A 19979-nucleotide genomic window follows, 5' to 3' on the forward strand; every position below is an offset into this window, starting at 1 on the left:
CCGCCGCTTATTTATATCGCAAACCAATACAGCCTAATATTAGCAAAAAAGGCCCGGCAATTAAAGCCGGACCGGATGTCAGTGCTTATCCGAGTCATCGGGAAAGAGCCCCTTCAGCTTCTCAAAGGCCGGGTTAGGTTGCTCGTCCGCCGTCTTGGTCTGGACGTAATCATCCTCACCCATCACAGTCCAGTCCTCGCCTTTCGGCATTTCACCAGCCTCTTCTTCCTCTGGGGTCAGGACCTGCATCGGGATCGACAACAAGATGTGGTCCTCGATCGCAGCTTGAATGTCCAACGTGTCGCCGTCCAGTTCAAGGACCAACTGCCCCTCCTCGTACTTTTCCTCGTGCGTGGGGTCAGTGATGTAAACCTCGCTGAAGGTAAAATTCAGCGGCCAGTCGACCGGCTTCAGGCTGCGAGTCGACGGAATCACCATGGCGCCCTTTAGCGTCACTGAAGCCAGCAAGTCGCCGTCATCGAAGCTGATGTAACCATCAACTGCGATCGGTGTGACGTCTTGGATCTCCGGATCGCGCTCGACCAAGTGCTGCTTCAGGTCCAAGGTCTCCTGAAAATGCAGCGGGGTGCTGCGATACTTCGCTAGTTCACTGAGTGTCCATTTTAGCATGCGTCATTCTCCTTTCGCATTACCGGCACGCGGCCGTAATTCTGCGCCGTTTGGGTCACCGTTTCGATCAGCTGATCGCAGCGGTGCTGCCACTGCATGATGCCGCCAGGCGCCAGCATCGCCGCCGACACTTTGGTGATTAGTGGCAGCGGCAGCGTTTTTTTCACTTGGTGCAGGTACTTTCGCCCGGCTGCAGTGAAGCCAAGCACGTGCAGGAAGCGGTGCTGCCGGGCATCCGCCATCGCCTCAGCGGTCAGGTTTAGGACCACATACAGGCAAAGCCGCCGCATTCGCGCATAGGTGTAACGCTTAGATTTGATCTGGTGCAGGAACGCGTGAAAATCCGGGGCCGCCGCCAGCTGCTCAGTCAGCCGAAACTCGAGGCCCTCGGACATCGTGTAGATGCCGCGCAACGCGGCTAGGTCGGCGGTCTGCAGCCGGTAGCGAAGCAGCGGAAACAGATCCGCCCAGCTCTGATGACGGGCGGCGATAAGCCCTGCTTGCATCGCCGCCGGCACCACCGCTGTCACGTCCTGACCCTGCGCTAGTGCGGACCTAATCGCACTGGCGCTGGCGCCACCAGCGCTGACGCCGGCTGCGTCATGGGCCGCGCCTTGCCGGGCAAACGGCAGCAGCCGCAAAGGTTCGCTGAGCTGTCGGTTGGCCTGGGCATAACTCAGGCCCAGCAAGAGATTGGGCGCATCCAGACTGACGCCAGCGGTTTGCTGATAGTACTGATTAAGCTGGGTCGCGTAGGTCTGGGTGTGATCCTGAAACAGACTGCTTTTAGGCGGCGCGGCGGCAACGCGTGCTGCCAGTGCCGCGTAGTCCAAGTCCGGGGCCTCCGTGCCAAACGCCAACGTCGACACCTGAAGTGCACCCAGAAGGGTCAACGCGCCGGTCGCAAACCCGTCCGCCGCCTGGACCGCGTCGGTGGTCGGCAGCTCTACGACCAAGTCGGCGCCGCTGGCTAAGGCGGCCTTGGCCCGCGCCCATTTATCCACCACGGCCGGCTCGCCGCGCTGGACATAATTGCCCGCCATCAGCACCACGACCACATCGGCTTTGCTCAACTGCCGCGCCTGCCGCATTGCGTAGACGTGGCCATTGTGCAGCGGGTTAAATTCGGCGATCATGCCAACGGCTTGCATCATTATCCCTTCTTCGCGTGAAAGAACCAACGCGTGCTTTTGTCATTCACCGGCTGCTCGCCAAACTCTGCGGTGACTTCGACCTGCACAAAACCGGCTGAAGCAAGCGCCTGCTTGAAAGCCTCAAGCGAATAAGTCCGCTCCTTATGGGTTTCGATCATCGGGTGGTAGGCGTCGAGTTTTTCATCATAGACGAAAAACGTCAGGTCGTGCTCAACTGAGTGCGGGACCTCACCTTCGTAGCTGTGCCACATGAACGCGTAGTCCTCGGTTTGGTAATTGTACATGTACCCCGGGAACAGGTCATCCATTTGATGCAGCGAATGCGCGTCGAAGAAAAAGTCCCCGCCTGCCGGCAGCCGCGCCGCCACTTGGGTGAACACGGCTTGAACGGCGGCCAGGTCCTTCATGTAGCAAATCGAGTCGTCAAAGCAGGTCACGACGTCACACTTCGGCAGCGCACTGAGATCCTGCATGTCGCCTTGGATCAGCGGCAAGTCGACTTTGGCCTGCTCGGCCTTGGCCTCCGCCAGTGCCAGCATCTCGCTGGACAGATCAAACACGGCCACGTCAAAGCCAGCCTGCTTCAATAAAAGGGCTAAGCTCCCCGACCCGCCGGCCAGCTCCAATAAGCGCTGCCCGTGCGGCTTGACCCGGGCGAGCACGTAATCGCGCCACTTCAGGTAAAGTGAATCGTCCATCAGGGTGTCGTAGACTTCGGCAAAGGTCGAGTAGATCATGCCTTGACCCAGTCTTTCACATCGACCAGCGGCGCCTCGTTCCACAATTTTTCCAAGTTATAAAAGGCACGTTCCTCCGGCGTAAAGACGTCCACGACCACGTCGCCAAAGTCCATGAGGATCCACTTGGAATCCTTGTTGCCTTCGATCCGCGGCTCCGGGCCACCGGCGGCTTTCACCTTTTCCTCAACGTCGTCGACGATCGCCTGCACCTGACGGGTGGTCCCGCCGCTGACGATCATGAAATAATCTGCGAGCAGTGAGACTTCGGTCATATCCAGCGCGACGATATCTTCGGCGCGTTTGTCATCAGCCGCCCGAACGGCGGTTTCTAGTAATGCTTTCGAGTCCAGAATTATCCCTCCCTAGGAATAAATGCGTTGTAAGTCAGTAATGTTTTCGGATAAACGATCTTGTTCTCTGCGATCAAGTACTGCAGGGTGTTTTTCAGTTCGATGAAGCTGGCCTGGCGCATGTCGGTCGCTGCCGCCTTGCGTGCCGCCACCTCCGCGTCCAGCGTCCGGGCCGGCTCAATGAAGTCGGCGACGAAAATGATCTGGTCCAGCAGCGTCATGTCGGGGTCACCGGTGGTGTGGCGCTCGATGGCCTGCAGCACCAGCTTATCCGTGATGCCGACCTCGGTTTGAATGAACCACGTGCCAACCAAACCGTGCCAGACGCCGCGCCCGTAATTCAAAAGGTCCGGGTCAAACCCGTCCTCCATGATCACGCGCTTGTAATCTGCGACAGGGATCTGCTTGGCGTAGTCGTGAAACAGGCCGGCCAGCCCGGCGCGGTCCACATCGGCGCCGAAACGCTTGGCCAGTTCTCGGGCCGTTTTCTCAACGCGTAGACAGTGCTGGAAGCGCGCATCGTCAAGGCGATTTTGCAGGTGGTTCAGCAGCTCGGTCCGGTTCAGGTCGTGCGTCAAGGTCGCCGGGTATTCATAATCACTCACGGTACAAGCCCTCTTTCTCAATGTAGGCGCGGACGCAATCCGGGACCAGGTAGCGAATACTCTGGCCCGTTTGCACCCGCGTGCGGATTTCGCTGGACGACACATCGATGAGGGGCGCGTCGACCCAGGTGATGGGATACGGTGAGGCCGGGGCAAAACCGCGCCGCTTCACCCCAACGAAATGAACCAGCTTCAGGAGCTTATCCACGTCCCGCCACTTGGGCAGGTAAGCCACCATGTCCGCACCGATAATGAAGTAGTAATCGGTGTCGGGATGCGCCTTTTTGAGCGCGCGCATCGTGTCGATGGTGTAACTGACCCCGCCGCGCTTGACCTCAGCGAGCTCAAGGTCAAACAGCGGATTATCGTGGATCGCCGCCTGCAGCATGGTCACCCGCTTGCCGACCGGGATCGCGTCCTTGTGGTCGACATGCGGCGGCTGGTTATCTGGCATGAACAGCACCTTTTGCAGGCCGAGGGTCGTCCCGACCGCCTCCGCCATGATCAGATGGCCAATGTGCACCGGGTTAAACGTCCCGCCGAGGATCCCGATCTGTTTGCGCCGCGGGCCAAGGATCTGCTCGGACACTTCCTCGGTGATCACCGGCTGGGTCAGGGTCGTTGTCTTGCTTTTGCTCCCCATGCGCTTACTTCCCCAGTTTGGCCACTTTGTCTGACAACTTGCGGTGCGCTTCCTGGGTTGCCTTGCGGTACATCAGCACCGTGCGGCCCATGGTCTGCGCGACCTGCGCCCCGCCGATGGTGCGGCTGAGAAAAGCCCCCACCTCAGCCGGCGTCTCTTCCGCGGTCGGTAAAAGCGAGACCTTGACCAGTTCGCGGGCCTCCAGGGCCTTGGCGACACTGTCGACAAATTGGTCCGACAGGCCGTTTTTGCCCAAGGTGGCAACGGGGCGCAGCCGGTTGGCCCGACCGCGCAAAAAACGTTTCTGTTTTCCAGTAAGCATGCTCATTCTCCTAAATCAATGCCTTTCGTAACAACACATCGACGCCATCCGGCGCCCAGCCGGCCACGGTGACGCCGGCTGGGACCACGACCCAGCCCAAGCCCGCGATCACAAGGTCTGACGCCTCTTTGGGCGTGAACTCAAAGCGCACGAGTTTGGGAAAAGCGGCTAAGTCTTCCGCGCGCGGCGGCGCCAACAACCCGCCGCGGTGCTTTTCGTAAAAGTCGTCGGCGTTTTCCAGCTTGGTCCGGTGCAGCAGCAGCTGATTATCGGCGTAAATGGTAAACCCGGCTTTCGGCCCGCGCAGGTAGTCAAACCGGGCAAGCCCGGCGAAGAAGACGGTTTGGCCGGGATTGAGCTGATAAACGGTTGGCCGGATTGGCTTGCTTGGGGACACCAGCTTCAGGTCCTTCGGGTTGAGAAAATGGGCCATCTGCCGGCGGTGGATGATGCCGGGCGTGTCGATCAGGAAGTGCCCATCGTCCAGCGGAATCTGAATGCGATCCAGCGTGGTCCCAGGAAAGCGCGAGGTCGTGATCAGGTCCGCCATGCCGTTTTCGTCTTTGATGATGCGATTGATCAGCGTGGATTTCCCGGTGTTGGTCACCCCGACCACGTAAACATCGCGATGCTCGCGGTACTGCTCGATCAGATCCAGCAGCGCGTCCAGGTTATGCCCTTTCTTCGCTGAGGTCAGCACTGTTGCCACCGGCCGCAGCCCTTGGGCGTGAGCGGCTTGAGTCAGCCAGTTCGTGACCTTGCGCGGGTTGATCGACTTAGGCAGGACATCGGCCTTGTTGCCGACCAGGATCACCGGATTGTCGCCGACAAAGCGGTGCAAACCGGGAATGACGCTGCCGTTAAAGTCAAAAATATCGACGACGTTCACGATCAGCGCGTCGCTTTCACCCAAAGCATTTAATAGGCGCAAAAAATCGTCGTCCGTCAGTGACACCGGCGCGACTTCATTGTAGTGGCGCAACCGAAAACAGCGCTGGCAGTAGACTTCTTCCCCAGCGCGCGCCTTATCAAGTGAGCTTGCCGGCAGAAAGCCTGCCGCTTTGGGGTCCGTGCTTTGCAAGCGGGCCCCGCAGCCGATACAATACAGCGGCTCATCAGTGTTTGTCATTCAATTCCTCCGTAAAATTAAGCTGATTATTCTTCTTCATGCGATGCAGGACAAAGCCCTCAAAAAACCGGTTGATCCGGGTATTCCAGGCGTCTGTTTCCACCAGTGGCTGCACCAACACAGTGCGCACATTCGCCGCGTTGCCAGCGGCGATGTCCGTCAGCAGTTGATCGCCAACCATGACCACGGCGTGCTTCGAAAGGCCCAGCTGACGCACGGCGCGGTTGATGCCGACCGGAAACGGTTTGAGCGCCCTAGCGACAAACGGCAGATCCAGCCTGGCCAAGGCCCGACTGATCCGATCGTGGTTGTTGTTGGACACCACCATGACGGTGATCCCCGCCTGTTTCATCTCCTGCAGCCAATCGTGCAACTGCTGCGTCCCATCAGGATTATTCCAGGCAATCAGCGTGTTGTCCAAATCGGTCAACACGGCCGCGATGCCTTGGCGCTTCAGCTGCGCCGGCGTTAAGTTGTAGATGGCTTTGACTAGCCAGGTGGGTTCAAACACTGCCACAAGCGGCCTCCTCTATTTCATAGTTCTTTTTATTATAACACGTGCCAAGCCTAAACCTCGGTCTGCGCGCAAACTTGACTGCGGCTTCAAGGATTATTCACGTCTGAACACACATTGTCAAGCGGCGGCGAGCCAAAATCGTCGCATTCGCCCGCCCAAAGCGGTACGCTGGCCTTAAAGCCGATGCGCACTGCCGCGCTTTCACGGCGGCCGTTTTGGCCTCTGCTGCAACTCAGGAGGTAGCCATGACCCTGCATTATCAATTTGTGGACGGTGACCGCGCGCTTGCGCCACTACTGCTGCTTCATGGCAATGGCGGGACCGAGCGCGACTTGCTCCCCATCGGCCGCTTCATTGCCCCAAGCGCGCCGCAGCTGTCGATTCGCGGGCGTGAAATTCAAGCCGGTGAGCCGCGTTTTTTCCGCGATTTTGCCAATGGCTCCGCCGACTTCGCAAACCTGACGGCCGAAACGACCTGGCTGTTTGATACCGTATCGAGGCTGACCCGAAAATATCAACTGAACGCCGCCCGCATGATCATCGTCGGCTACTCCAACGGCGGCAACCTTGCGATTCGGGCCATGATGACCCGGACGCTGCCCTTCAAAACCGCCTTGCTGTTTCACCCCAAGACACTGGGGTCAGTCGAGCAGCCAAAACTGGCGCCGCACACCTTAGTTTGGGCCTCGTTTGGCACCGCCGACCCCATTGTCTCCAGCGCCGCGTTTGCTGCCTTGCAGGGCCAGATCCGGGCGGCACGCGGCGCCTTGACCACCTTCACCCATGAGGAGCAGCACAATCTTAACCTCGCCGAACTGCGCGCCGCCAAGCAGTGGCTCGCCGACTCCGGCCGACTAAAGGAGGAATAGTCGTGATTCGCTTTGGTTTTGACCATTATGGTGACCCGACCGTCTTGACCGCACTGAAGGCCGCAGTGCCCCTGCCCAAAGCGGGCCAGGTCCAGCTCCAGGTACTCGGGTTTGGGCTCAATCCTTACGACGCGTCGCTGCGCCGCGGTGAGCAGGCCGCTTTTCGCAAGCTGAAGTGGCCAATCGTCCCAGGTACTGATGTCGTCGGCCGCGTGACTGCGCTCGGCGCCGGGGTCTCAGCCTTCGCCCTGGGTGATGTCGTCATCAACTACCGGCCCATTGGCGGCTACAGCGAGTTTGTCACCGCCAGCATCGGCAAACTCACGAAAAAGCCGGCCGCGCTCAGCCTGCCCGAAGCCGCCGCACTGCCGCAAGTCGGCCTATCCGCGGTGACGATTCTCCAGGCGCTGGCGCTTGAGCCTGGGCAAACGTTGGCCGTTGAAGGCGCCAGCGGCGGCGTCGGGGCACTGGTCGTCCAGCTGGCTAAGGCGCAGCACCTGCACGTGATCGCCACCGCCAGTGCCCGCAATGCGGATTATCTGGCTCAACTGGGCGCTGATGAAATCGGACTGTACGATCAGGAAGACGTTGGCGCCAAGTTCAAAAATCAGGCGGACGCCACGGTCAACGCAGTCCGCGGCGGCCAAGATTACGGCGCCGGGCCGCAGCTCACGCGTCCTGGCGGGACCCTGTTGACCACTGCCGATGCGAAGCCGAAGACGGACGGCAAGTGCCTCGAGCTGGTTCAACTCGGCGACCGCTCCCAGGCAAAACCTGAGGCCGCGTTTCCGATCCTCACGGCCCTGGCCCAAGCGCCCGGTTTCTCGGTGCGCATTGCCAAGGCGCTGCCGTTTTCAGTGGCTGGGGTGCAGGAGGGCCACCGCCTGCTGGAATGCCACCACCCCGCCGGCAAGCTGGTCGTGATGACTGAAGCCTCACCGGAATAAAGAAAACCCTTCGCCAAAATTGATCACCTGGCGAAGGGCTTTCCCAACTGCGCGTATCGCTTGACGAAACTTGATTAAACCGCAGACTCGATCGTGGGTGCATCACTCGTTTGAGAGAAGCTGACACCACGGTTTAATGCGGTTGGCCCGTCAATCAAAAATCGGCCCCGATGAGGGCCGATTTTTTTATTGCCTTATGCCAAAGCTTTCTTGGCGGTTGCTGCCAAGGCAGCAAAGCCATCAGGATCGGAAACGGCGATGTCCGCAAGCATCTTACGGTTCATGTCAACGTTTGCGACCTTCAAACCGTGCATCAGCTTGCTGTAGGAAATATCGTTGATCCGCGCCGCAGCGTTGATCCGGGCAATCCACAGGGAGCGATAGTTGCGCTTGGTTGCGCGGCGGTCGCGGAAGGCGTACCGGTACGAAACCATGACCTGCGCACTTGCTGCCTTGAACAGCAGGTGCTTTGACCCACGATAGCCCTTGGCGAGCTTCAGGATCTTCTTACGACGCTTACGAGTAACTGTTCCACCTTTTACACGTGCCATGTTAATTCCTCCTCAAAAAATAAAGCGAAAACGATCAGTGCGAGGGCCATCAGGCCACAGGCACAATTACTTCATCTGACTCATCATCTGGCGGATCCGCTTCATATCTGAGTGGGATACCAAACCTGACTTGCGCAGCTGACGACGCTGCTTCTTAGTCTTACCGTGGAACCGGTGACTGGTGTATGCGTGGCCCCGCTTCAAAGCGCCACTAGCAGTTTTCTTGAAGCGCTTAGCAGAAGCGCGGTGTGTCTTGAATTTTGGCATGACGATTTTCCTCCTAATACGTATGTTGAAGAATCAATTACTGATTCTTCTGATCTGGCTTTGGTGTGAGCATCAGGAACATGAAACGGCCATCCATCTTGGGACGAACCTCCACGTTCGCGATGTCTTTCAACGCGTCGGCCATTTGTTCTAGGACTTTTCGACCCAAGTCCTTGTGGGTGATCGCCCGGCCTCGGAACCGCACAGAAACCTTAACCTTGTCCCCTTTTTCCAGGAACTTCTGCGCGTTCTTCAGACGAGTGTTGAAATCAGCTTCGCCGATCGTCGGGCTCAACCGAATTTCTTTGATGCTGATGGTTTTTTGCTTCTTGCGTGCTTCGCGCTGCTTCTTCTGCAGCTCGAACCGGAATTTGCCGAAATCCATAATGCGGGCAACTGGCGGCTTGGCAGTCGGCGAAACCAGAACTAAGTCCAGGTTTGCCGTCGATGCAAGTTCCATCGCCTCGCTAGTGCTCTTGACGCCTAGTTGTTCACCATGTTGGTCGATCAAGCGGACTTCGCGGGCGCGGATCCCATCGTTGACCATCATATCTCGTGCTATGGCAATTCACCTCCGAATTAATTTCGAGAAAAGCAAAAAAACGACAGACACAGAATGTGCCCGCCGTCGATTATCTACCGATCATTTACCTAGAGGCCAAAGGCTTGGGTGAGAAGCGGGAACTTCTGCTTTTTCTCAACTTTCTAATCATACACGCACTGGCCTTGAGCGTCAAGCTTTTCTGCCCCGCAGCCGCGCGACGTAACCCGGCATTTGGGGCAAAAAGAAAAGAGGCAGGTTGCCCCTTTTCAGAAAAACGCTCATTACTTGTCCAGCTGCGCCTGGCCCTCGCCGCGCTTGTGCTTGCCGTCACGGCTGTAGTTCTTGATCTCCGCCTCAACGGACTCGATGAACAAGTTAGCCGGCATTTCCTCGCCAGCCGATTCTCCATAGCGGCGAACAGAGACGGCAGCGGAATCAACTTCCTTGTCCCCAACCACGACCGTGTATGGAATCTTCTGGGTTTGGGCTTCGCGGATCTTGTAGCCCATTTGCTCATTGCGGCTGTCGAGCTCGACCCGCAGGCCGGCCTTGAGCATCTTGTCTTTGAGCAGCTTGGCGTAGTCCATGTGCTGATCCAGGGATACTGGGATCAGTTCGATCTGCGTTGGCGCCAACCAGGTTGGGAAGGCACCCTTGTAAATTTCTGTCAGGTAGGCGATGAAGCGCTCCATGGTGCCCACGATGCCGCGGTGGATCATGACCGGCCGGTGGTTCTCACCGTCGGCGCCGACGTAGCTCAGGTCGAACCGCTCTGGCAGCATGAAGTCCAGCTGGATGGTCGACATGGTTTCTTCATTGCCCAGCGCCGTCTTGGTTTGGATGTCCAGCTTAGGGCCGTAGAATGCGGCTTCCCCTTCAGCCTCGTAGTAATCCAGACCCAGGTCGTCCATGGCGCCCTTCAGCATGCTCTGACTGCGGGTCCACATTTCATCATCGTCAAAGTACTTCGCGGTGTTTTTCGGATCGCGGTAGGACAAGCGGAAGGTGTAGTCAGAAATGTTGAAGTCCTCATAAACGGCCATGATCAACTTCAAGATCTTCTTGAACTCGTCTTGGACCTGATCCAGCGCGACGAACGTGTGGCCGTCGTTCAGGGTCATTTCCCGCACGCGCTGCAAACCGGACAAGGCGCCGGACTTTTCATAACGGTGCATCATGCCCAGTTCAGCGATGCGCAGCGGCAGCTCACGATACGAGCGGATGTGGTGCTTGAAGATCTGAATGTGGCTTGGGCAGTTCATCGGCCGCAGCTCCAGCATTTCGCCGTCGCCCATGTCCATCGGTGGGAACATGTCATCGCGGTAGTGGTCCCAGTGGCCGGAGGTCTTGTAGGCATCCAGGTTCATCAGAACTGGCGTGTAAACATGCTCGTAGCCATCGGCGATTTCCTTGTCGATGATGTAGCGCTCGATGATGCGCCGAATGGTCGCGCCTTTTGGCATCCAGTATGGCAGGCCGGCCCCGACCTTAGGATCGACAAAGAACAGGTCCAGGTCACGGCCGATCACGCGGTGGTCGCGCTCCTTGGCTTCCTGGCGGCGCTTGCCGTCTTCTTCCAGATCAGCTTCCTTGTAGTAAGCCGTCGCGTAGATCCGCTGCAGCATCGGGTTGGATGACTTGCCTTGCCAGTAGGCACCGGCAACAGACAACAGCTTGAAGTGCTTGAGGTCTTTGAGGTTTGGCAGCAGCACGCTTTCCTCAAAGTCGCAGAAATCGCCGAGCTTGAAACCGTTGACCTCATCGCCTTTGATCTCGTCAATCAGCTGCACCTTGTACGGCTCATCGGCGAAGGCCTTTTTCGCATCGGCCTTGCTCATGCTGATCTTTTCAATCGGCGCGTTGGCCTTGATGATTTCCTTCATCTTTGCATCGATCGCCGGCAGCTGATCGATGGTCAGCTGGCCGTCTTCGCGGTCAGTGTCGTAGTAGAAGCCGTCATCGGCAGCTTCGCCTTCGCCCAGCCGCACTTCCGGGTGCAGGGCTTTGATGGCCGCAGCCAGCACGAACGCGCCCGTCTGGCGCAAAACGTTCAACCCTTCATCAGAGTCCTTGGTGATGATTTCCAAACTGCCATCGGCCGAAAGCGCATCGTTCAGCCCAATGAGCTGACCGTTGTATTTTCCGGCAACGGCCTTTTTGGCCAGACTGTTGGCAATGCTTTTGGCAACGTCCAGCGTCGAAACGCCGGCGTCAAATTCTTTGATGCTGTTATCTGGTAACGTGATCTTGATTGACATACCCATTCTCCTTTTTTCGGAAACAAAAAATCGCCTCGAGTGTCATTTGACACTCGGGACGATTTTGCTCGCGGTTCCACCCGATTTGAAAGCACTGCTTTCCACTCGTTGCGCGTAACCTGCGCTGCGGGGGCCATAACGGCCAATCTCGGAAAGTGGTGCGGACGTCGATGCTCGGCTTTCAGCTGTGCCTGGGCTCTCTGGGTGGGACTTCCTTTTTGCTTCCGTCTTTGATACTTAGATTAAACCACAGCCCACTTCAGGGTGCAAGGCTTATGCGGCAAAAAGTTCACGAATTGTGCACTGGTGTGCATCTGCCAGCTTAAACATTGCGCCGGTCCGGCCCGCCAACGGTGATTTCCTTGGCCAAAAACCGCACGCGTTCCATAATGCGCTGCGCCTTGACCGGCTCGTCCGCCTTGCCTGTTTCACTGCCGGACAGGAACGCCGTCAGCTCCTGCATATTTTTGTTCGACGTGAACAGCGTCGGCAGCTCCTCCTGCATCCGGTACTGCAAGATCACGGCGAGCACCTCATCGCGGACCCAGGCGCTCCAGGCCTCAGCGCCGATATCGTCGATCATCAGCACCTTGGCCTTTTTGATGCCGTCCGTTTTGGCCAGTACGGAATTATCAGTAATCGCGTCCTTCATTTCCACAGCGAAGGTCGGGTAGTGCAACAGCGTCGAAGCGATACCGTGCTTCGCCAAATCATTGGCAATCGCACCGAGTAGAAAAGTTTTCCCAACGCCGAAAGGCCCGGTCAGGTACAACCCCTTGTGAAAATCATCTGGGGCCTCCGCCATTCCGGTAGTGAAATCCAGTGCCGCAGAAAGGGCCTGACCCCTGTCCTTTTCATCATAGGTATCAATGTCCGCATTCTTAATTGCTTTAGGCATATTTAAAGCAGTGATCAACCGGGATTTGGCTGCCAAAGCATCCTGGGCAATCTTCTCAGGCGTTGCGACGTACGTAATGTCGATCAGCCCATTTGAGACCACTAGCTGAGGTTGGTAACCTGGCGCAATCAAAGGGTCTCCGGCCGCCAAACGATCCCGAGCGGTCACGAACTCGTAAATTTTGGCGGCGCCGCGAACCACCGCATCGGAAGCCAGCTTGCCTTGATTGGCGCTTAAAAAGGTCTGAACGTCAGGATCTGCGACCGCGTCCTGCACCATTTTGCGGTACTCACTAGTCAACTGGCGCCGATCCATAATCTTGGCCAGTTCATCCTTCATGGGTTTCATCGGTCTTTTCCTCCCTCAGTGCGCGTAACTTTGCTCGTTTCTTGGCAATCTCAGCGGCTAGCGCGGGATCCTCATCTGCACTATTTGCCTCATAAGGCTTATCTAACCAGTCCGGCTTCGCCTCCTGGCGCGCCGGCTGTGCCTGCCGCCTACGCGACTGACGCGGCTTTTGCTGGTAATCCTTGATGGCTTGCAGTGCCCGCGCCGGACTGTCGACGCCAACGGCCAGCCAGCGATTGGCGATTGCGTCCAGCAGGGCCTGATTGACGCTGTCATAGTTTTGCAGAATGTAATCGATCAAAATATTGATGGTCGCATTGTCGAACACATTCCGCGCCGCCAGCTTGCGCACGGCCTGCAGCTCATTCGGCGCCACAAAGAGCTGGGCGTTTTTGCGGTGCTTGGCCTCTTCCAAAAATTCCCGTGGCGGCGTTGCCTGCGCGCGCTGGATCAGCGCCTGCTCGCTGGCTGACAGGGACTGCCTGCCCTGGGGCTGAGCGTCTGCGCTGGACGCACTTGACGCACTGGCAGTGCCTTTCGGCTTGAGGTGCGGCGCCTGCTTTTGATAAGTCTGCTCGACGATTTGCCTCAGTGCGCGCAGGCTCAACTCACCGGTCGCCCGGTTGGTCGCCTGCTGGATGAACCGGGCAAACACCGGCGGGGTCAGCCCGTAAAAGGTGGCCATCTGGGCTAAGGCCGCCCGGTGCTGACCTAGCTGGCCTGAGCGCAACCCACCTTTTGCCGTAAGCTGCTCAAGCAAATCCCAATCGTACCCGGCGCCATCGCTCAAAGTCACCTCAGGCAGCGGCTTTGGCGCCACGGTTTGCTTAGCGCTTTTGGTGCCAGCAGTCGGGACCACTGATGTCAGCTCGAAGACATCGAGCAAGCTGGCAGACACATCCTGCCAGCTTTGGGCGCGCACGGTGTGAATTGCGTACCGATTCGCCAGTTGCGCAAATCGCCCATCCCCCACGCGATCAAAGAGCAGCAGACTCAGCGTGTCGTCCTGGAAAAACCGGTCGGCCGCCACCGGTCGGTACAGCTCGTACGCCCAGTAGCGCCCACCGGCATCCGTCGACGTGTAGGTTTTCATCAGCCCCAGGGCCTCCAGCCTAATGCGGGCAGAATACAGCGTGTCGAGATCGACGCCCAAAAGGTCCATCAGCGCCGTCTGTTTTCGCCGATCGGCGGCGGCCGGTTGCCGGTGCGAATCGTTCCAGAGGCTCAGGTAAAGCGCCAGCGCGACCGGACCGATCAGCGGCTGGTAAAGGTGGACGACCACGTCCTGATCCTGATCGCTGAAATAAGTCGCCTGAACGACGATAAAGTCGTCCTGCGCCATGTAATTGCTCGGTCGCGCCAATGCTGTCCCCTCCTGACTCAAAAAAGTGGCGTCGGTTGCCCCACACCCACTTTTAATTACTTATCTTGATCTTTTTCCCGCTTCATCATGTCCTGCAGCTCCTGCATGAACACTGACATGTCCTTGAACTGCCGGTAGACTGAGGCAAAGCGAATGTAGGCCACGTCGTCGACCTCGGCAAGTTGTTTCATCACGTACTCGCCAATCTGTTGACTGGAGACCTCATTTTCCCCAATCGCGCGCAGCTTGTTCTCCACGTTTTCGACGATCTTCTGCATTTGTTCCATCGTGACCGGACGCTTTTCGGCCGCACGGATCAGGCCCTTCAGGATCTTCTCACGACTGAACTCCTCGCGCGTGCCGTTCTTTTTGATCACCAGCAGCGGCGTCTGCTCGACCCGCTCAAACGTGGTGAAGCGAAAGCCGCAGTTTTCACACTCGCGGCGGCGCCGAATCGCGCGACCACCGTCTGTGGGCCGGGAGTCAACGACCCGGGAACTATTATGATGACAATGTGGGCAGAGCAAAGGCACACCTTCTTCATTTTGATACTACATTATACCACGAGGCACCCTGACAATCACCGGGCCAGCTGCCCCAACAGGTCCGCGACCTGGGCCTTGCGGGCGGCCGGTCCCTGAGAGTTATCGATCAGAAAATCTGCTTTGGCGATCTTGTCAGCCAGTGGCATTTGGGCATTGATGCGCGCCTGCGCCTGCGCCTGCGTCAGGCCATCGCGGGCCATAAGCCGCTCCAGCTGCATGTTCGGCGGCAGGGTCACCACCGCCACCCCGTCAAAGCCTGTTTCGTAATGGGTCTCGTAGAGCAACGGAATCTCGCCGACGACGACCCTAGCCCCGGTGGCTTTGGCCGCCGCCAGCGCATCGTTGATTGCATCGCGCAGGTACGGGTGATCGATGGCGTTCAGCTGAGCCAACTGGTCAGGATTATTAAACACAATGTCCCCCAGCGCCTTGCGGTCAAGCGACCCGTCCGCGCGCAGGACCCGCGCCCCAAACGCCGCCGCAATTTTCTTCAGCGCCGGCCGCCCGGGCTCAACCACCTCACGCGCGACCTCGTCGGCGTCGACCACCGGGCAGCCCAACTTACGAAATTCGGCCGCAACGGTGCTTTTGCCCGTCGCAATACCGCCGGTCAATCCTAACAAATACGTCATCTTACCTTACGCTTCCTCAGTTTCTGACAATGTGGGCAAAAATGGGTCCCGCGCTGACCCACCTTAATTTTGACAATGGTCGTCTTGCACCGGTCACACGGCGTGCCTTCCCGGTCATAGACGTGCAGCTGATCCTGCATGGCGCCACGCTGCCCGGTCGCGTCCACAAACGAGTGAACGCTAGTGCCGCCGAGCCGGATCGCCTTTTGCAGCTCCGCAATGATGTTATCATGCAGCAGCCGCGCCTCTTTCTTGGTGATGGTCGAAGCCGGCTGGGCCGGGTGCAGCCGGCTGAGCCAGAGACTTTCGTCGGCGTAGATGTTGCCGACACCGGCCACCACGCTTTGATCCAGAATCACCGATTTAATGGGCGCCTTGCGCTTATGAATGGTCTGATAAAACGCCTCGGCGTCAAATGTTGCCGGCGTCGGCTCAGGCCCCATCTTGGCCAGGCCGGGCACAACGATTTCCTCGGTGCCGGTTTGGACCAGCTGCATGCGGCCAAACTTGCGCATATCCAGGTAGCGCAGCTGGGAGCCATCGGTGAACGCGATGCCCACATGCCAAAACCGCGGGGCAGGATCATCTTGCCTCAAAGCCAGCTGGTACTTGCCTTCCATGCGCAAGTGGGACACCAGAGTCAGCCCATTATCGAAACGGATCAACAGGTACTTGCCACGCCGATCGATCCGCGTAATGGTCGCACCTTTGAGCTGCTGATTAAAATGCAGCACGCCGCCGATCAGGATCTTCTCCCAATCCGTCGTGACCTTCTGAACGGTTTTGCCAACAATCAGGTTTGTCAGCCCCAGGCGGACATTTTCAACTTCTGGTAATTCCGGCATCTGCTAGCCCTTCCTCAACTCTTATTTGGCGTCAAACCAGGTGTTGCCATAATGACTTTCGACCTTTAGCGGCACGTCCAGCGACACTGCTGAATCCATCACCTTCGGGACCAATGCCGCCAGCTGGTCCATTTCCTCGGCTGGGCCCTCAAAAATCAGTTCGTCGTGCACCTGCAGCAGCATGCGCGACTGCAAGTGATGCTCATCCAGCATCTGCTGCATCCGGATCATGGCCACCTTGATGATGTCGGCCGCACTGCCCTGAATTGGCGTATTCATCGCGGTGCGCTCGGCGAACTGACGCAGGTTGAAGTTGCGCGAGTGGATGTCGTTCAGGTAACGGCGGCGGTGGAATAAGGTTTCCACGTAACCCTTTTCGCGCGCCGTTTTGACCATGTTATCCATGTAGTCGTGGACCTTAGGGTACTGGGCAAAGTAGCCGTCGATGAACGCCTTGGCTTGCGGCCGCGTGATCCCGATGTTCTTGGCCAGCCCAAAGTCGGAAATCCCGTAAACGATCCCGAAATTAGTCGCCTTGGCCTGCCGGCGCATGTCCGGCGTGACCTGATCCGGCGAATCCAGGTCGAAAATCTTCATCGCGGTGTTCGCGTGAATGTCGCGGTCCTCCTTGAAGGCCTCTTGCATATTCTTGTCACCGGAAATGTGCGCCAAAACGCGCAGTTCGATCTGCGAGTAATCCGACGAGAAAATCTGCCAGCCCGGCTGGCTCGGCACGAAGGCCTGGCGGACCTGCTTGCCTTCGTCGCGAGCCGGGATGTTTTGCATGTTCGGGTCTACGGATGACAGGCGCCCCGTCGCCGTCAGCGTCTGCAGGTAGCGCGTGTGAATCTTGCCATCGGGCAGCACGGCCTTGAGCAGGCCGGCCACATAGGTCGACTGCAGCTTGGCCACGGTGCGGTAGTCCAGGATGTCCTGGACGATTGGGCTGGCAGATTTCAGTTGTTCCAGCACATCGACCGAGGTCGAATACCCCGTCTTCGTCTTTTTGATCACCGGCAAGTTAAGCTTTTCAAACAGGACCTCTCCCAGCTGCTTTGGCGAGTTGAGGTTGAACTTCAAACCGGCCTCACCGTATATCTTCTCTTCCAGCACGTGCATGGTGCTGGTCCACTGGTCGCCCATTTCCGTCAGCTTAGGCTGATCCAGGACGATGCCGGCGATTTCCATGCGGGCCAGCACCTTGGCCAGCGGCATTTCCATGTCGGCGAACAGCTTGGTTTGGTCCTGGTCATCAAGGTCCTTGAGCAGGTGCGGCCGCAGCGCCAATATCGCCTGGGCCTTTTCCGCAAAGTGCGTGAACAACTTCTCGTCGTCCGGGACCTGGCGCTTAGCCCCCTTGCCGTAAACGTCCGCATCCAGCGGCAGCGTGTAATCGTGATCTTCGGCAATTTGACCAAAGTCGTTGCTGTTTTGATCCGGGTTCAGCAAATAAGACGCCAGCAGGACATCAAAACCGATGTGAGGCAGCTGCAGATCCAGCCGGTTAGCCGCCACCAAATTGCGCTTGGCATCAAACACCGCCAGCTCGTGGCCCGCCAACCAAGTCGAAAGCGGCTTAAGTGTCAGCAGGGTCACATCAGTCGAGACATAGGTTTCGTCCTTGGTGCCAATGAAAAAACCAATCTGCGGCGACACATGGTAGTTGTCGTCAAGCATTTCGATCTCAAACGCGACCGGCAGGTTGGTCTTAGGCAGCTGACCCAAATTGGCGTCGGTCAGCACCACGTAATGCAAATTCTTCTTGGGCTGTTGCGCCTCATTTCCGGGCAGCTTTTTCAGCGCCTGGCGCATGTCGAGCCGCGTGTACAGGTCGCGAAGCTTTTCGATGTCCGGCCCCTTATAGTCCAAATCATCCAGGCCAATTTCGATGGGGGCGTCCTGATCGATGGTCGCCAGCGTTTGGCTCATGATGGCCTGGTCGTGGTCGTTGATCAGGTTCTCCTTCATTTTGCTCGGCTTCAGGTCATCGATGTTCTTGTAGAGATTATCGATCGAGCCGAACTGGTGAAGCAGCTTGAGCGCGGTTTTCTCGCCGACCTTGGTGACGCCGGGATAATTATCGGAGGTGTCGCCCATGAGGCCCTTGAGGTCGATGATCTGCTTTGGCTTCAGACCCATGGTGTCCTCAATGTGGGCCGGCGTGAACGGTTCCAGCTCGCCGACGCCCTTGCGCGTCACCTGGACGGTCACGTTATCGGTTGCCAGCTGCGTGAGGTCGCGGTCGCCGGTAATGATGTCGGTGTGCCAACCGCGGGCCTCGGCTTCGCGGGAAAGCGTGCCGATGATATCATCGGCCTCGTAATCCTGCAGCGCGTAGTGGCGAATGCCGTGATCGTCCAGCAGTTCATGGATGTACGGCAACTGTTCGATGAACTCTGAGGGCGCCTTTTGCCGCTGGCCCTTGTAGTCATCAAACATTTTGGTGCGGAAAGTCCCCCCGCTTTTGTCGAATGCAACCAGCACGTGCTGGGGCTTGAACTCATCCATCACATTGTCGAGCATGTTATTGAACGTCATCACCGCGTTGGTGTGAATCCCGTCCTTATTGGTGAAGCGGTCCATCTGGGTGTACATCGCGTAAAACGCCCGAAACGCGAGCGAGCTGCCGTCGATCAGCAGTAATTTTTCTTGTGCCATAGCTGCCTCCTGTTCTGCCTTTCATTATAGCAGACCCGCTGAGGGATTTTTGGGTAGACAAAAGGCCTTACCACAAGGGCAAGACCTTCTTCTCAATCGGGCTCCGGCTTGGCAACGCCCGAACAGCTAGACTAGCCTGCACACCTTAGTTAAATCGGGCTACGGACTGGCAACGGCCGAGTGTCTAGCTACGCCCAGCGGCTCGCTCGCCTTGCGAGCAATCCACTGGGCTAGGCTAGCCATCGACCTAAGTACGCCAGTCCTTCGCACCTTAGTTTCTGTTTGAACTGCCACCGAACAACTGCAACAGGACCAAGAAAATGTTCAGGAAATCCAAGTACAGCGCCAAAGCCCCTTGAACTGCCAGGCTGTTGGTGTTGACCGTGTACCCGCCGCGGCTGTCCGCGGTCAGGTAAATCTGCTTAAGCTTTTGGGTATCAAAAGCGGTCATCACAATGAAGATGATCAAAATCGCGTAACTGATCAAGTACATCAACCCAGTGGAGTGCATGAACATATTCACTAAGCTGAGGATGATCACGCCAATCAGCGCGGTGAAGGCCATTGAACCGGCGCGACTCAAATCTTTCTGGGTCGTGCGGCCGACAATCGACATCGTGAGAAAAATCACCGCCGTCGTCAAGAATGAAATGGCCACGATCGACTGCCGGTAGGACATCAGAATGACCGTAAAGGTGACCCCATAGCTGGCCGAGATTAGGTAGAACATCAGACTCGCATAGGCCGCGTTAGCCTGTGCCCGCCGGCTGCTGACCCCGAACGACAGAAGAATCGGCAGAAACAGCAGCACATAGAACATGATGGGGTGAGCGCTGATGAAGCCGACGTACTGGGGCAGAAAAACCGTCCCGAGCAGATACGAGATCACTGCCGTCAGCAGCAGTCCCAGCCCCATTGTCGAGTACACCTTGTTGAAGAATCTGGTCATTCCCGAATCGTTGACCACTCGCCGTTCTTCTTGCATGTAATCATTCCTTTCAATAACCTAACTTGGCTCTATTATACCAGAATCCCTAGGCTTTCAAGTTGGACTTTAGTCTGAGTTCGCGCCGTGTCACATTGGCAAAAACGAGGCCGAGACACAAAACGGTTTTAGCCCAAAACGCAGGCGTCCCTGCATCACGATTCGCACTTCGAATCGCG

The 19979-nt window shown here is 57.6% G+C and carries 22 protein-coding genes; 2 read left to right on the plus strand and 20 right to left on the minus strand.

Going from position 1 to position 19979, the window contains the following annotated elements; genetic code table 11:
* Positions 1 to 78 precede the first annotated feature (78 nt).
* Genes FC75_RS04125 through FC75_RS04165 form a run of 9 tightly spaced genes read right to left on the minus strand, consistent with a single transcriptional unit; the run spans position 79 to position 6090 of the window.
* Positions 79 to 630, minus strand: coding sequence for a YceD family protein (locus FC75_RS04125; RefSeq protein ID WP_054664420.1), 552 nt, complete (start codon positions 628 to 630; stop codon positions 79 to 81).
* Positions 624 to 1781: a nucleotidyltransferase gene (locus tag FC75_RS04130; protein ID WP_056989210.1), complete on the minus strand. Its 1158-nt coding sequence runs from the start codon at positions 1779 to 1781 to the stop codon at positions 624 to 626. Before FC75_RS04130 ends, FC75_RS04125 begins: the two co-directional genes overlap by 7 nt.
* Before the next feature lie 2 nt (positions 1782 to 1783).
* Positions 1784 to 2521 (minus strand): class I SAM-dependent DNA methyltransferase, encoded by a 738-nt coding sequence (locus FC75_RS04135; RefSeq protein ID WP_056989211.1) that lies wholly within the window; start codon positions 2519 to 2521, stop codon positions 1784 to 1786.
* Positions 2518 to 2877 carry a ribosome silencing factor gene (gene rsfS / locus FC75_RS04140; RefSeq protein ID WP_054666226.1) on the minus strand — a complete coding sequence of 120 codons (360 nt, stop codon included), beginning with the start codon at positions 2875 to 2877 and terminating at the stop codon, positions 2518 to 2520. The genes FC75_RS04135 and rsfS overlap by 4 nt, the downstream gene beginning before the upstream one ends.
* On the minus strand, positions 2877 to 3479 hold the full coding sequence (gene yqeK, locus FC75_RS04145) for a bis(5'-nucleosyl)-tetraphosphatase (symmetrical) YqeK (protein ID WP_054666223.1): 603 nt from the start codon (positions 3477 to 3479) through the stop codon (positions 2877 to 2879). Before yqeK ends, rsfS begins: the two co-directional genes overlap by 1 nt.
* The gene (locus tag FC75_RS04150) at positions 3472 to 4122 is read right to left on the minus strand and encodes a nicotinate-nucleotide adenylyltransferase (RefSeq protein ID WP_056989212.1); all 651 of its coding nucleotides are present in this window, start codon (positions 4120 to 4122) and stop codon (positions 3472 to 3474) included. The genes yqeK and FC75_RS04150 overlap by 8 nt, the downstream gene beginning before the upstream one ends.
* Before the next feature lie 4 nt (positions 4123 to 4126).
* The gene (gene yhbY / locus FC75_RS04155) at positions 4127 to 4444 is read right to left on the minus strand and encodes a ribosome assembly RNA-binding protein YhbY (RefSeq protein ID WP_054666220.1); all 318 of its coding nucleotides are present in this window, start codon (positions 4442 to 4444) and stop codon (positions 4127 to 4129) included.
* Positions 4445 to 4454: 10 nt separating this feature from the next.
* Positions 4455 to 5573 (minus strand): ribosome biogenesis GTPase YqeH, encoded by a 1119-nt coding sequence (gene yqeH / locus FC75_RS04160; RefSeq protein ID WP_056989213.1) that lies wholly within the window; start codon positions 5571 to 5573, stop codon positions 4455 to 4457.
* Positions 5560 to 6090 carry a YqeG family HAD IIIA-type phosphatase gene (locus tag FC75_RS04165; RefSeq protein WP_056989214.1) on the minus strand — a complete coding sequence of 177 codons (531 nt, stop codon included), beginning with the start codon at positions 6088 to 6090 and terminating at the stop codon, positions 5560 to 5562. The genes yqeH and FC75_RS04165 overlap by 14 nt, the downstream gene beginning before the upstream one ends.
* 245 nt (positions 6091 to 6335) lie before the next feature.
* On the opposite strand from FC75_RS04165, the gene FC75_RS04170 reads away from it, so the two are divergent.
* Both FC75_RS04170 and FC75_RS04175 read left to right on the plus strand, forming a co-directional pair.
* Entirely contained in the window at positions 6336 to 6959 is a 624-nt protein-coding gene (locus FC75_RS04170; protein ID WP_056989215.1) for an alpha/beta hydrolase, read from the plus strand.
* A gap of 2 nt (positions 6960 to 6961) precedes the next feature.
* Complete coding sequence (locus FC75_RS04175) at positions 6962 to 7906, plus strand: NADP-dependent oxidoreductase (RefSeq protein ID WP_056989216.1); 945 nt, start codon at positions 6962 to 6964, stop codon at positions 7904 to 7906.
* A 194-nt stretch (positions 7907 to 8100) separates the two neighbouring features.
* Here the strand turns inward: FC75_RS04175 and rplT are convergent, their stop codons facing one another.
* From rplT to FC75_RS04230, 11 genes are all read right to left on the minus strand, one after another.
* Positions 8101 to 8457: a 50S ribosomal protein L20 gene (rplT, locus tag FC75_RS04180; protein ID WP_054665993.1), complete on the minus strand. Its 357-nt coding sequence runs from the start codon at positions 8455 to 8457 to the stop codon at positions 8101 to 8103.
* Positions 8458 to 8523: 66 nt separating this feature from the next.
* The gene (rpmI, locus tag FC75_RS04185; RefSeq protein ID WP_054665996.1) at positions 8524 to 8724 is read right to left on the minus strand and encodes a 50S ribosomal protein L35; all 201 of its coding nucleotides are present in this window, start codon (positions 8722 to 8724) and stop codon (positions 8524 to 8526) included.
* Between the two features lie 37 nt (positions 8725 to 8761).
* Positions 8762 to 9292, minus strand: coding sequence for a translation initiation factor IF-3 (infC, locus tag FC75_RS04190; protein ID WP_054666000.1), 531 nt, complete (start codon positions 9290 to 9292; stop codon positions 8762 to 8764).
* Between the two features lie 257 nt (positions 9293 to 9549).
* The gene (gene thrS / locus FC75_RS04195) at positions 9550 to 11526 is read right to left on the minus strand and encodes a threonine--tRNA ligase (RefSeq protein WP_056989217.1); all 1977 of its coding nucleotides are present in this window, start codon (positions 11524 to 11526) and stop codon (positions 9550 to 9552) included.
* 322 nt (positions 11527 to 11848) lie between these two features.
* Positions 11849 to 12772: a primosomal protein DnaI gene (gene dnaI, locus FC75_RS04200; RefSeq protein WP_056989218.1), complete on the minus strand. Its 924-nt coding sequence runs from the start codon at positions 12770 to 12772 to the stop codon at positions 11849 to 11851.
* Entirely contained in the window at positions 12753 to 14135 is a 1383-nt protein-coding gene (locus FC75_RS04205) for a replication initiation and membrane attachment family protein (RefSeq protein ID WP_056989219.1), read from the minus strand. Before FC75_RS04205 ends, dnaI begins: the two co-directional genes overlap by 20 nt.
* Positions 14136 to 14191: 56 nt before the next feature.
* Positions 14192 to 14662 carry a transcriptional regulator NrdR gene (gene nrdR, locus FC75_RS04210; protein ID WP_056989220.1) on the minus strand — a complete coding sequence of 157 codons (471 nt, stop codon included), beginning with the start codon at positions 14660 to 14662 and terminating at the stop codon, positions 14192 to 14194.
* Positions 14663 to 14715: 53 nt separating this feature from the next.
* Complete coding sequence (gene coaE, locus FC75_RS04215) at positions 14716 to 15312, minus strand: dephospho-CoA kinase (RefSeq protein WP_056989221.1); 597 nt, start codon at positions 15310 to 15312, stop codon at positions 14716 to 14718.
* Positions 15309 to 16157 carry a bifunctional DNA-formamidopyrimidine glycosylase/DNA-(apurinic or apyrimidinic site) lyase gene (gene mutM, locus FC75_RS04220; RefSeq protein WP_054666337.1) on the minus strand — a complete coding sequence of 283 codons (849 nt, stop codon included), beginning with the start codon at positions 16155 to 16157 and terminating at the stop codon, positions 15309 to 15311. Before mutM ends, coaE begins: the two co-directional genes overlap by 4 nt.
* Before the next feature lie 21 nt (positions 16158 to 16178).
* Positions 16179 to 18815 carry a DNA polymerase I gene (gene polA, locus FC75_RS04225; RefSeq protein ID WP_056989222.1) on the minus strand — a complete coding sequence of 879 codons (2637 nt, stop codon included), beginning with the start codon at positions 18813 to 18815 and terminating at the stop codon, positions 16179 to 16181.
* A 271-nt stretch (positions 18816 to 19086) separates the two neighbouring features.
* Positions 19087 to 19800, minus strand: a complete 714-nt coding sequence (locus FC75_RS04230) for a Bax inhibitor-1/YccA family protein (RefSeq protein WP_054666343.1) — start codon at positions 19798 to 19800, stop codon at positions 19087 to 19089.
* Positions 19801 to 19979: the final 179 nt, after the last annotated feature.

Source organism: Lacticaseibacillus camelliae DSM 22697 = JCM 13995, assembly GCF_001436615.1.
In the GTDB taxonomy this organism is placed as follows: Bacteria; Bacillota; Bacilli; order Lactobacillales; family Lactobacillaceae; genus Lacticaseibacillus; species Lacticaseibacillus camelliae.

Coding starts and splice junctions, on each gene's coding strand:
- FC75_RS04170 (WP_056989215.1), top strand. CDS start 6,336: ATGACCCTGCATTATCAATTTGTGGACGGTGACCGCGCGCTTGCGCCA.
- thrS (WP_056989217.1), bottom strand. CDS start 11,526: ATGTCAATCAAGATCACGTTACCAGATAACAGCATCAAAGAATTTGAC.
- rpmI (WP_054665996.1), bottom strand. CDS start 8,724: ATGCCAAAATTCAAGACACACCGCGCTTCTGCTAAGCGCTTCAAGAAA.
- polA (WP_056989222.1), bottom strand. CDS start 18,815: ATGGCACAAGAAAAATTACTGCTGATCGACGGCAGCTCGCTCGCGTTT.
- coaE (WP_056989221.1), bottom strand. CDS start 15,312: ATGACGTATTTGTTAGGATTGACCGGCGGTATTGCGACGGGCAAAAGC.
- FC75_RS04130 (WP_056989210.1), bottom strand. CDS start 1,781: ATGCAAGCCGTTGGCATGATCGCCGAATTTAACCCGCTGCACAATGGC.
- yqeH (WP_056989213.1), bottom strand. CDS start 5,573: ATGACAAACACTGATGAGCCGCTGTATTGTATCGGCTGCGGGGCCCGC.
- yhbY (WP_054666220.1), bottom strand. CDS start 4,444: ATGCTTACTGGAAAACAGAAACGTTTTTTGCGCGGTCGGGCCAACCGG.
- FC75_RS04135 (WP_056989211.1), bottom strand. CDS start 2,521: ATGATCTACTCGACCTTTGCCGAAGTCTACGACACCCTGATGGACGAT.
- FC75_RS04125 (WP_054664420.1), bottom strand. CDS start 630: ATGCTAAAATGGACACTCAGTGAACTAGCGAAGTATCGCAGCACCCCG.
- FC75_RS04230 (WP_054666343.1), bottom strand. CDS start 19,800: ATGCAAGAAGAACGGCGAGTGGTCAACGATTCGGGAATGACCAGATTC.
- rplT (WP_054665993.1), bottom strand. CDS start 8,457: ATGGCACGTGTAAAAGGTGGAACAGTTACTCGTAAGCGTCGTAAGAAG.
- dnaI (WP_056989218.1), bottom strand. CDS start 12,772: ATGAAACCCATGAAGGATGAACTGGCCAAGATTATGGATCGGCGCCAG.
- FC75_RS04150 (WP_056989212.1), bottom strand. CDS start 4,122: ATGGGGAGCAAAAGCAAGACAACGACCCTGACCCAGCCGGTGATCACC.
- mutM (WP_054666337.1), bottom strand. CDS start 16,157: ATGCCGGAATTACCAGAAGTTGAAAATGTCCGCCTGGGGCTGACAAAC.